Below are 10,406 nucleotides of genomic sequence, written 5' to 3' on the forward strand. Positions count from 1 at the left end.
ACGGTGGTGCAATTTTGCAACGCAGCAGGAATATTTGTGCTGGCGCGGAACCGCCCAACGAAAAAGGGGCCGACAGTTGCCCGTCAGCCCCTTTTTGTCCTTAGCCTGATGATGAAATCAGGCGGCGTCCTCGGCGCGCTTGGCGCTTTCGCTGAACACGCGAATCGGTTCTTTCTTGCCCGCGACCACATCCTTGTCGACCACCACTTCGCCCACGCCCTGCATGGAGGGCAGGTCGAACATGGTATCGAGCAGGATCGCTTCGAGGATCGAGCGCAGGCCGCGCGCGCCGGTCTTGCGTTCGATCGCCTTCTTGGCGATCGCGACCAGCGCTTCGTCGGTGAAGCTGAGGTCGACATTCTCCATCTCGAACAGCTTGCCATATTGCTTGACCAGCGCGTTCTTGGGCTCACCCAAAATCTTGACCAGCGCCGACACGTCCAGATCTTCCAGCGTCGCGATGACGGGCAGACGGCCCACAAATTCGGGGATCAGGCCGAATTTCAGCAAATCTTCCGGCTCGCTCGACCGCAGCAATTCGCCGGTCTTGCGCTCTTCGGGGGCCGCGACATAGGCGCCAAAGCCGATCGACTTGGCTTCCAGACGATCGCCGATGATCTTTTCCAGGCCCGCAAACGCGCCGCCGCAGATGAACAGGATGTTGGTCGTGTCGACCTGCAAAAATTCCTGCTGCGGATGCTTGCGCCCGCCCTGTGGCGGCACCGACGCGGTCGTGCCTTCCATCAGCTTGAGCAAAGCCTGCTGCACGCCCTCGCCCGACACGTCGCGGGTTATCGACGGATTCTCCGCCTTGCGGCTGATCTTGTCGATTTCGTCGATATAGACGATACCGCGCTGCGCCTTCTCGACATTGTAATCCGACGCCTGGAGCAGCTTGAGGATGATGTTCTCCACATCCTCGCCGACATAGCCCGCTTCGGTCAGCGTCGTCGCGTCAGCCATGGTGAAGGGCACGTCGAACGTCTTGGCCAGCGTCTGCGCCAGCAGCGTCTTGCCGCAGCCGGTGGGACCGACCAACAGGATGTTGGATTTGGCCAGTTCGACCTCGCCCGGCTTGCTGCCATGGTTCAGCCGCTTGTAATGGTTATGGACCGCAACCGACAGGACACGCTTCGCCCGGTTCTGGCCGATCACATAATCGTCCAGCACGTCGCAGATTTCCTGCGGGGTCGGCACGCCGCCATCCTTCTTGCCGACGAGACCGCCCTTGGTCTCCTCGCGGATGATGTCGTTGCACAGCTCGACGCATTCATCACAGATGAACACGGTCGGCCCAGCGATCAGCTTGCGCACTTCATGCTGCGACTTGCCGCAGAAGGAGCAATAGAGCGTGCTCTTGGAATCGGAGCCGGTAAGCTTAGTCATTCGCCAATCTTTCTTCCCTGCCGGTTCAACAATCACCAAAACCGCATTCCGGCGCGGGTATTCTGGTCCATATTCATCCTAGACCGTGGCACGCCGGTTTCACAAGGGGTGAAAGTAGCGCGCCCCGGTAAAGATGGGCTTTAAGCGTCGCTGGCTTCGGGCAGCGCAGGCCGCTTGCTGAACACTTCGTCGACCAGACCGAAGGCCTTGGCCTCGTCGGCCTCCAGGAAGGTATCGCGGTCCATCGCCCGCTCGATTTCTTCCAGCGACTTGCCGGTATAGTCGACATACAGGTCGTTCAGGCGACGGCGGATACGCAGGATTTCCTTGGCCTGGATCTCGATATCGCTGGCCATGCCCTGCGCGCCGCCCGATGGCTGGTGGATCATGATGCGAGCGTTGCCCAGCGCGATCCGCTTGCCCGGCTCACCGGCGGCCAGCAGGAAGCTGCCCATCGACGCGGCCTGGCCGATGCATACGGTGCCGACTTGGGGACGGATATATTTCATCGTGTCGTGGATCGCCATGCCAGCCGTCACCACGCCGCCGGGCGAGTTGATGTACATCCAGATGTCCTTCTTCGGATTTTCCGATTCGAGGAACAGCAGCTGGGCGACGATCAGCGAGGCCATGTGATCTTCCACCTGGCCGGTCACGAAGATGATCCGTTCCCGCAACAGGCGCGAGAAAATGTCGAAGCTGCGCTCGCCACGGTTCGACTGTTCGATAACGATAGGAACCAGCGCGGCCATGGGATCATGCATGATGTTGGTCATTTTGCTCTTTCAGTCAGGTGCTTTTGCCCACCCCCTACATCGGCACAAACGGCAAATGGTTCAAGGGGGCGTGTAGGAAGGAAGCCGGTTCAGTCGCGCCGGGCGAAGTCGGATGGCGCGCGGAAACCCAGATAAGAGAGCCGCCGCACCTCCCGCCGCCCGCGCACCACGGTATCGAGGATGAGGCCGCACATGCCCGACAGGGTCGCCAGGATCATGAGGCCAGTGACGAGAATGGCGGTCGGGAACCGCGGCACCAGCCCAGTATCCATATAGGTGACGATCAGCGGCGCGGCCAGCCCCAGCCCCAGCGCCGCCAGAAACGCTGCAATGACGCCGAAGAACAGGATCGGCCGCTCGATGCGGTAGAGGGTGAAGATGGTGCGCAGGATGCGGAAACCGTCGCGATAGGTGGAAAGCTTGCTGACCGATCCTTCGGGCCGCGCGCCATAGGCGGTGACGACTTCGGCCACCGGCATGGCGAGTTCGAGCGCATGGACGCTGATTTCGGTCTCGATCTCGAAACCCGCCGACAGCACCGGGAAGCTTTTGACGAAGCGGCGGGAAAATACGCGATAGCCCGACAAAATGTCGGTGAAGCTGCGCCCGAACAATTGCTTGAGCAGACTGGTCAGCGCCCAGTTGCCCAGGCGATGGCCGGGGCGATAGGCTTCCTCCGCCTCCGACTTGCGGCAGCCAACCACCATGTCGAGATTATCCTCCAGCATCGCCGCGACCATCGCGGGGGCAGCGGCCGCCTCATAGGTCGCGTCGCCATCGGCCATGATATAGATGTCGGCGTCCACATCGGCGAACATGCGGCGCACGACATGACCCTTGCCCTGCTGGCTTACGCGGCGGACGATCGCGCCAGCCTCCCGCGCCAGGTCGCTGCTGCCATCGCTGCTATTATTGTCGAACACATAAATGTCGGCATGGGGCAATGCGCGGCGGAAATCCTCCACCGTCTGCACGATCGCGCCTGCTTCATTATAGCAGGGCAGGATGACCGCGATGCGCGGTACTGCCGACCCGCTGTTGCTGGTCATGGCGGGAAATTCCTTCATCGGCCTTACGATCCTGCTGCTTTCCGTGCCGAACGGCATGGACCGACAGGGTTAATATTTCCTCTGCCATGCCACCTGCGAAATGAAAAGCGCCCGTGCCTCCTGTCGGAAGCCGGGCGCTTGTTCATCGCATTTCAGCCTGGCTTATTCAGCCTTGGCGGCGGCTTTCTTGGGAGCAGCCTTCTTCTTGGGCTTTTCCTCGGCAGCGGCGTCCGCGGCAGGTGCTTCGGCTTCCGGCTCGGCGGGGGCAGCCTTCTTGGCGGCGGCCTTCTTGGGCTTGGCCGGCGCTTCCTCGGCTACTGCTTCGGCGTCGGCGGCAGGTTCGGCAGCGGCCTTCTTGGTCGCGGCCTTCTTCGCCTTGGGCTTTTCGTCATGGTCATGACCACAATCGGGACCGTGGACATGGGGCTTGATGTCGCCATCTTCGGCTTCGATCGCCGCTTCCAGTTCTTCCTTGGTCACGGCGCGATCGGTGACTTCGGCCTTGTCGAACAGGAAGTCGACGACCTTGTCCTCGTAGAGGGGCGCACGCAGCTGGGCGGCGGCCATCGGGTCCTGACGGACATATTGCATGAAACGCTCACGGTCCTGCGGGCCGTACTGCTGCGCGGCCTGCATGATCAGGCGGTTCATTTCCTGGTCGCTGACGGTCACGCCATTGGCCTGGCCGATTTCGGAGAGCAACAGGCCAAGGCGGACACGACGCACGGCGATGGCGCGATAATCCTCCTTCTCGGCTTCCATTTCGGCGATCGCGGCGGCCGGATCTTCCTCATGGGTCGCTTCATGCTGAAGCTGCTGCCAGATCTGCTCGAACTCGGCTTCGACCATGCTCGGCGGCACGTCGAAATCATGGGCAGCGGCCAGCTGGTCGAGCAGCTTGCGCTTCATGTGGGTGCGGGTCAGGCCATTATGTTCCTGCTCGATCTGGCCCTTGAGCAGATCCTTGAGCTGGTCGAGTCCTTCCAGACCCAGCGACTTGGCGAAATCATCGTCCAGCTTGGGCTTGTCGCCGTCCAGGATCGACTTCACCTTGATGTCGAAAGTGGCGAGCTTGCCGGCCAGATGGGCCGCGCCATAATCGTCGGGGAAGGTCACTTCGATGACCTTCTCTTCGCCCTTCTTCACGCCGCCCAGCTGCTCCTCGAAACCGGGGATGAACTGGCCTGCGCCAAGCTTGAGCTTGACGTCCTCGGCCGCGCCGCCTTCAAAGGCTTCGCCGTCGATCTTGCCCAGGAAATCGATGACCAGCGTGTCACCGTCCTGCGCGACATGATCGTCGCTCTTTTCTTCCAGCGCGCCCTGCTGCGTGGCGATGCGGCCAGCGGCCTCATCGACCTGCGCGTCGGCGACTTCGACGGTCAGCCGTTCCAGCTTGATGCCTTCGACGCTGGGTGCAGCGATGTCCGGCAGCACTTCCAGCGCAACCTTGATTTCCGCGTCCTTGCCGAACTCGAAGCCTTCGTCCAGCTCGACCGAAGGCTGCATCGCGGGACGCAGCTTCTGGTCGGCGATCAGCTTCTGGATGCTTTCCTGAATGCTGTTGTTGAGCGCGTCGCGCTGGAGCGCTTCGCCATGCATTTTCTTGACGAGATTGGCGGGCACCTTACCGGGGCGGAAACCAGGCATCCGCACCTGCGGGGCCATGGCCTTCACTTCCTTTTCCACTCGCGCGTCGATATCCTTCGACGTGATGGTGACAGTGTAGGCGCGCTTAAGGCCTTCGTTCAACGTCTCGACAGTCTGCATCTCTTCTCTCAAACGCTTTCTTCAGCTGAATTTCGGTGGCGCTGCCGCAGGTGGCATACTGGTGCGGGCGAAGGGACTCGAACCCCCACATCTTGCGATACCAGAACCTAAATCTGGCGCGTCTACCAATTTCGCCACGCCCGCATCGGTCGCCGGTCGGCGCGGCATAGAGAAAAGCGTGAGCAAGGGCAAGGGATAGTGAGTCGGCTCGCGGAACCCGCGTGATTGCCCATGCGTAACCTATTCATCCCTTAGCAGAGAGAGGCAGATATGGCCACCCAGCCCGACCCCATGCCTAACCCGGATGGCGTGCCCCCGCCCGACATCATCGACCCGCAGTCGCCGCCCGAAACCCCCGCACCTGCGACTCCGGAAGAACTGCCGATGACCGAACCGGACGAAATCACCCCGGTCGGCCCCGATTATGACCAGCCCGACAGTGCGCCGATAGAGGTGCCGCCGGACTGAGCGTAATTTTCAGTCTCCGGCGCGACATATCCACAGTTTTATGTCCGGCGGCGGAACCTTTTTGGTGGATCGTTAAAATATGATGGTTCCGCCGCTGGACAGACCCCTGCAAGCATGATTGAATTGTGACAAATAAAAATCACGGAGAGGCGCGGCTGACAAAATAGGGGGTCGACGTGCATAGGGTTCGCGCAAAGCTGGAATGGTTCAAAACCGTCATCCTGCCACAGGAAGCTGCATTACGCGGCCGCTTGCGACGCATCCTGCCATCCACCCATGAACTGGACGACATGGTCGCCGAAGTCATGACCCGCGCCTATGCCACGGAAAATTGGGAAAATGTGACGACGGGCCGGGCCTATCTCTTCACCATTGCCCGCAACCTCGTCATCGACACCGCCCGCCGGAACAAGGTGGTCAGCTTTGAAACCATGGCTGACCTGGAACTGCTGGGCGGCGAAAACACGATCGAGACACAATTGCACGCCCGTGAAGCGCTGCGTCAGGTGCAGATCATCGTCGAGTCGCTGCCTGTTCAATGTCGCCGCGTTTTTATTCTTCGCCGGATCCACGAAAAATCTATGCTGGAAATAGCGGAGGAGATGTCCCTATCCGTTTCTACTGTTGAAAAACATCTGGCCAAAGCCATCGCGATAGTTATGCGGGCCTGGGCAGAACGTGAGGAAACGGATTTCGAACGTGCAGGGGTCGGGGCCAGAATCAAGCTGCGGGACCAGGGCCGCGATCGAAGCGGAAGCAGCGCGCCTGCTGGCCAGGCTTAACAGCGACCCCAGTCCGCAAGACGAAGCCGAAATTTGCGAATGGGTCGAGGCTGACCCCAGCCACGCCGTCGCCTTCGCCCGCGCCGAAGCCGCATGGGAAGCAGCCGAGCGACTGAAAAGCGCCGCCGCCGACGTCACCCTGCCCCCGATGGCGCAGATCGTCAGCGAAGAACAGCAGCGCCGCCTGTCGCGCAACATCATGGTCGCCGCCGCCGTCGCGGTCATGCTCTTCATCGTCGCCGCGATCGTCACCGTCCGCACCTTCAGCGGGGTGGAACGCTTCGAGACCGGCATCGGCCAGATTCGCGACATCGCGCTGGAGGACGGATCGACCCTGCACCTCAACAGCGACAGCGAGGCCGAAGTCCGCTTCACCGACAATGGCCGCAAGATCCGCATATTGAAGGGCGAGGCGTCCTTCGACGTCGCCCGCGACCCCGAACGTCCGTTCGACGTGGAAGCACGATCGGCCGTCATCCGCGCGATCGGCACCGCCTTCAACGTGCGGATGCGCCCCTCTATCGTCGAACTGACCGTCACCCACGGCACTGTGACCGTCCATTCGGGCGACAATGTCCAGAAGCGGGTCAGCGCGGGCAGCGGCGCGGTGATCCAGCCGCGCACCATCGCGCTTACCCGGCTGGACCCCAAGCTGGTCGGCCAGCGCACCGCCTGGCGCGAACAGATGGTCGAGCTGGACGGCGAAACGATCGAGCAGGCGACCGGCGAATTCAACCGCTACCGCACCGCGCCGATCCTGATCGGCGACACCCGCGTATCGGCACTCCGCATCGGCGGCCGCTTCCGCATCAGCGACAGCCGCGAATTCCTCTCCGCCCTGCAACTCAGCCTCCCCATCCGCGCGGTAACCGGCGAGGATGGCTCCGTCATGCTCCTCTATCGCGACGATGAGCCGGACATGGTGGAGAATGGGGTCGGGTTGTGATGGTGCTGGCTGACCAACATTAAATCCGTTCGCCCTGAGCGAAGTCGAAGGGCTCGGCTGAGCCGCAGGCGAAGCCACTTCGCTACGCTCAGTGGAAGGCTTCGACTTCGCTCAGCCCGAACGGATATATTTCTAACCCTTATGCCCTACGCCAACAACTCCCGCACCATCTCCGGCACCAGCACACTCGCGGGGCCAAGCCGCGTTTCCTCGAAATAGGTGCTGCCCGCCGACGGATCGAGATTCAGTTCCAGCGTCTTTGCTCCGACATGGCGGGCGGTCTGGACGAAACCGGCGGCGGGATAGACCGCGCCCGACGTGCCGATCGACACGAACAGGTCCGCGCGGCGCAGCGCATCGTCGATTACGTCCATCTCATAGGGCATTTCGCCAAAAAACACGATGTCGGGCCGCAGCTTTGGCCGCCCGCAGCCATCGCACACCGATCCGGGCGGCAGCGATCCGGTCCACGCCACCGCCTTGCCACATCCCGCGCACAGGGCGGATCGAAGCGCGCCATGCATATGGATCAGTCGCTTCGCCCCCGCCCGCTCATGCAGGTCATCGACATTTTGCGTGACGATCAGCAACTCCCCCGGCCACGCCCGATCAAGCGCCGCCAGCGCATCATGCGCGGCATTGGGTGCCACCTCGTCCAGCTTCGCGCGCCGTTCGTCATAGAAACGATGCACCAGCGCGGGATTGCGCGCGATCGCTTCTGGCGTGCAAACGTCCTCGACCCGATGCCCCTCCCACAATCCATCCGGCCCGCGAAAGGTCGCAAGCCCGCTTTCGGCAGAGATGCCAGCACCAGTGAGGATGACGATATTGCGTATGTCCGGGTTCATGTCGCCCAGCCTAGCCAATGCGCCGCGTCAACGCCATGCTCCTGCTTATCGAAGTCTTTACCCCGTCCGGGCTAGACCCCGACGCAATATCAAAGCCGGAACATGCCCCATGCGTTTTGCCCTGACCCTGCCCCTGATCGCCGCCAGCGCGCTGCCGCAGCCTGCCTTTGCGCAGGTCGCCGCCGCCGATAGTGGCGATACCGGCTGGATGATTTTGTGCGCGCTGCTGGTGCTGCTGGCCGCGCTGCCGGGGCTGATGCTGCGCCATGCGGGGCTGGTCAATGTGCGCAACGCTTTGTCGGTGATGGCGCAGGGCGCGGTGGTGGCGGCGGTCGTGTCGCTGACTTGGGCCATTGCGGGCTACTCCATCGCCTATGCACCGGGCAGTGCCTGGCTGGGCGGCGGTGCGAACCTGCTGCTCGCCAATCTGGGGCAGTTGCGGGAGGGGATGACCGTCCCTGAATCCGCCTTCGTCCTGTTTCAGATGGCGCTGGCGCTGATCGCCGCCTGCCTGCTGATCGGCGCGGTGGCGGAGCGGGCGCGGCTTGGCTGGGTGACCGGCTTTGCGCCGCTCTGGCTGTTGCTGGTCTATGCGCCGGTCGCTCATGCGGTGTGGGGCGGCGGCTGGCTGGCCGACCTTGGCGTGCTGGATTTTGCCGGCGGGCTGGTCGTGCATGGCGTCGCCGGTTTTTCCGCGCTGACGCTGGCGCTGATCGCCGGGCGGCGACGCGAAGCGTCCGACCCTGGCCATGCCCCGGTGCTGAGCCTGGCGGGTGGCGCGCTGCTGTGGGTCGGCCTGTCGGGCGTGGTCGGCGGCTGGGCCTTGGGCGCGACCGACGATGCCGCAACCGCCATCCTGAACTATCATTTTGCCGCCTGCGCGGCCGCTTTGGTCTGGGCCTTGCTTGACCGGCTGCTGGGCGCGCGCAGCAGCGCGACCGGCGTCCTGTCCGGCGCGCTGGCAGGCATCGCCGCCATTTCCGCCAGCGCCGCTTTGGTCGGCACCGGCGGCGCGATGATGATCGGCGTGATCGCCGCGATCGTCTGTCGCCTGATTGGTGGGCTGGCGGGCCGCTGGATCGATGATCCGGCGGGCGTGTTTGTGGTCCACGGACTGGCTGGCCTCACCGGCACCCTGCTGCTCCCCATCTTCGTCCTGCCGCTGCTTGGCGGGGTCGGTTATGAAACGCCGGTCAGCCTCAGCGCCGCTTTGGTCAGCCAACTCATCGGCATTGTCGTCGTCGCGCTCTGGGCCATGATCGGCACGGCCATCGCCGCGCTGATCGTGTCGATGGTCGTGCCGCTGCGCGTCAGCGCGCAGGAGGAAGCCGACGGTCTCGACGCCAGCCAGCATGGCCAGCAGGGCTGGGATTTCCGCTAAACGCCATGTCCGTCGCCGTCGCCATCTTCGCCCATCAGGAAGAAAAGCGCATCGCCGCTTGCCTTGGCTCGCTGCCGCTCGACCGGGCGGACACGATCTTCCATGTGCTGGTCAACGGCACCACCGACGCCACCGTGGCGCGCGCGAGCGCAGCGGCGGGCGGGCGGGCCAATGTCATCGTCCATGACATTGCTACGGGTGGCAAGTCGCGAACCTGGAATCATCTGGTCCATGATTTGCTGAGTGGCAGTGAGCAGGCCGTCATCTTCATGGATGGCGACGCGGAGATACAGGCCGGGTCGATCGACGCGCTGGTGGCGGACCTTGCCGCCCACCCCCATGCCAATGCCGCCGCCGGGATGCCGGTCAATGGCCGGATGGCGGAAACCTATCGCCGCGATTTGCGCACGCAGGGCGGATTGTTCGGCGATCTCTATGCGCTGTCAGGCCGCTTTGTGGCCGCGATCCGCACGCGCGGCCTGCGCCTGCCGGACGATCTGATCGGCGATGACGGGCTGGTGGCAGCCTGGGCGCATAATGATTTGCAGAAGGATAGCGGCTGGGATGTCGCCCGCATCGTCGCCTGCGAAGGCGCGGGCTTCGTCTGCGAACAGGTCAGCCTGACCCGCCCATCGACCTGGGCGATGCAATATAAGAGGCTGATCAACTATTCGGTGCGTTTCTTCCAGAACCGGATCGTGTCGGACATCATGACGCGGGAGGGACCGGACGGCTTGCCCCCGCGCCTCGCCAGCCTCTACCCCGACTGGCTCCCCCGCTTCCGCCCGCGCGGCGGCATCAGCGCCTGGTTCGATCGCAAGGCATTGGCGCGGATGCGGGGCGCGGTTTAGCCCAAGCTGCCATGATCTCCTCCCCCTTGAGGAGACCTTTGCGTAAGCGGCGATTTGGCCGGGCGGGTTGGTTATGGTTGTTGGTTGCGCGCGGCTATGCGGTGATTGAGCCATCATGGGCAGGGTTTTAGGCTGTCACTAGCGCGTGGACG

10 protein-coding genes and 1 tRNA gene are annotated in these 10,406 nt (G+C 63.1%); 5 read left to right on the forward strand and 6 right to left on the reverse strand.

The features are described 5' to 3' along the window. Positions 1-117 precede the first annotated feature (117 nt). The 5 genes from clpX to D0Z70_RS10420 all read right to left on the reverse strand — a co-directional run bounded on the left by clpX (position 118) and on the right by D0Z70_RS10420 (position 5,122). Positions 118-1,386: an ATP-dependent Clp protease ATP-binding subunit ClpX gene (gene clpX, locus D0Z70_RS10400; RefSeq protein WP_037491445.1), complete on the reverse strand. Its 1,269-nt coding sequence runs from the start codon at positions 1,384-1,386 to the stop codon at positions 118-120. A 140-nt stretch (positions 1,387-1,526) separates the two neighbouring features. Beyond that, positions 1,527-2,162 (reverse strand): ATP-dependent Clp endopeptidase proteolytic subunit ClpP, encoded by a 636-nt coding sequence (clpP, locus tag D0Z70_RS10405; RefSeq protein WP_119746042.1) that lies wholly within the window; start codon positions 2,160-2,162, stop codon positions 1,527-1,529. Between the two features lie 89 nt (positions 2,163-2,251). Beyond that, positions 2,252-3,229, reverse strand: a complete 978-nt coding sequence (locus tag D0Z70_RS10410; protein ID WP_119746085.1) for a glycosyltransferase family 2 protein — start codon at positions 3,227-3,229, stop codon at positions 2,252-2,254. 144 nt (positions 3,230-3,373) lie between these two features. Continuing rightward, on the reverse strand, positions 3,374-4,978 hold the full coding sequence (gene tig, locus D0Z70_RS10415; protein WP_119746044.1) for a trigger factor: 1,605 nt from the start codon (positions 4,976-4,978) through the stop codon (positions 3,374-3,376). 59 nt (positions 4,979-5,037) lie between these two features. Further along, a tRNA-Leu gene (locus D0Z70_RS10420) sits at positions 5,038-5,122 on the reverse strand. A gap of 126 nt (positions 5,123-5,248) precedes the next feature. On the opposite strand from D0Z70_RS10420, the gene D0Z70_RS10425 reads away from it, so the two are divergent. The 3 genes from D0Z70_RS10425 to D0Z70_RS10435 all read left to right on the forward strand — a co-directional run bounded on the left by D0Z70_RS10425 (position 5,249) and on the right by D0Z70_RS10435 (position 7,174). Further along, the gene (locus D0Z70_RS10425) at positions 5,249-5,446 is read left to right on the forward strand and encodes a hypothetical protein (RefSeq protein WP_119746046.1); all 198 of its coding nucleotides are present in this window, start codon (positions 5,249-5,251) and stop codon (positions 5,444-5,446) included. Between the two features lie 176 nt (positions 5,447-5,622). After that, positions 5,623-6,228 carry an RNA polymerase sigma factor gene (locus D0Z70_RS10430; RefSeq protein WP_119746048.1) on the forward strand — a complete coding sequence of 202 codons (606 nt, stop codon included), beginning with the start codon at positions 5,623-5,625 and terminating at the stop codon, positions 6,226-6,228. Next, positions 6,146-7,174, forward strand: a complete 1,029-nt coding sequence (locus tag D0Z70_RS10435; RefSeq protein ID WP_119746050.1) for a FecR family protein — start codon at positions 6,146-6,148, stop codon at positions 7,172-7,174. Before D0Z70_RS10430 ends, D0Z70_RS10435 begins: the two co-directional genes overlap by 83 nt. Before the next feature lie 146 nt (positions 7,175-7,320). Here the strand turns inward: D0Z70_RS10435 and D0Z70_RS10440 are convergent, their stop codons facing one another. Further along, complete coding sequence (locus tag D0Z70_RS10440; RefSeq protein WP_119746052.1) at positions 7,321-8,022, reverse strand: NAD-dependent deacylase; 702 nt, start codon at positions 8,020-8,022, stop codon at positions 7,321-7,323. Between the two features lie 109 nt (positions 8,023-8,131). On the opposite strand from D0Z70_RS10440, the gene D0Z70_RS10445 reads away from it, so the two are divergent. Next, on the forward strand, positions 8,132-9,403 hold the full coding sequence (locus tag D0Z70_RS10445) for an ammonium transporter (protein ID WP_119746054.1): 1,272 nt from the start codon (positions 8,132-8,134) through the stop codon (positions 9,401-9,403). 5 nt (positions 9,404-9,408) lie between these two features. Continuing rightward, positions 9,409-10,254, forward strand: coding sequence for a glycosyltransferase (locus D0Z70_RS10450; protein ID WP_119746056.1), 846 nt, complete (start codon positions 9,409-9,411; stop codon positions 10,252-10,254). The last annotated feature ends 152 nt before the right edge of the window (positions 10,255-10,406 follow it).

Origin of the sequence: Sphingobium terrigena (assembly GCF_003591655.1) — a bacterium.
Taxonomy (GTDB): Bacteria; Pseudomonadota; Alphaproteobacteria; order Sphingomonadales; family Sphingomonadaceae; genus Sphingobium; species Sphingobium terrigena.

Bases quoted from the DNA above. Each gene is read 5' to 3' on its own strand.
- clpX (WP_037491445.1), bottom strand. From the start codon at position 1,386: ATGACTAAGCTTACCGGCTCCGATTCCAAGAGCACGCTCTATTGCTCC.
- clpP (WP_119746042.1), bottom strand. From the start codon at position 2,162: ATGACCAACATCATGCATGATCCCATGGCCGCGCTGGTTCCTATCGTT.
- D0Z70_RS10410 (WP_119746085.1), bottom strand. From the start codon at position 3,229: ATGAAGGAATTTCCCGCCATGACCAGCAACAGCGGGTCGGCAGTACCG.
- tig (WP_119746044.1), bottom strand. From the start codon at position 4,978: ATGCAGACTGTCGAGACGTTGAACGAAGGCCTTAAGCGCGCCTACACT.
- D0Z70_RS10425 (WP_119746046.1), top strand. From the start codon at position 5,249: ATGGCCACCCAGCCCGACCCCATGCCTAACCCGGATGGCGTGCCCCCG.
- D0Z70_RS10440 (WP_119746052.1), bottom strand. From the start codon at position 8,022: ATGAACCCGGACATACGCAATATCGTCATCCTCACTGGTGCTGGCATC.
- D0Z70_RS10445 (WP_119746054.1), top strand. From the start codon at position 8,132: ATGCGTTTTGCCCTGACCCTGCCCCTGATCGCCGCCAGCGCGCTGCCG.
- D0Z70_RS10450 (WP_119746056.1), top strand. From the start codon at position 9,409: ATGTCCGTCGCCGTCGCCATCTTCGCCCATCAGGAAGAAAAGCGCATC.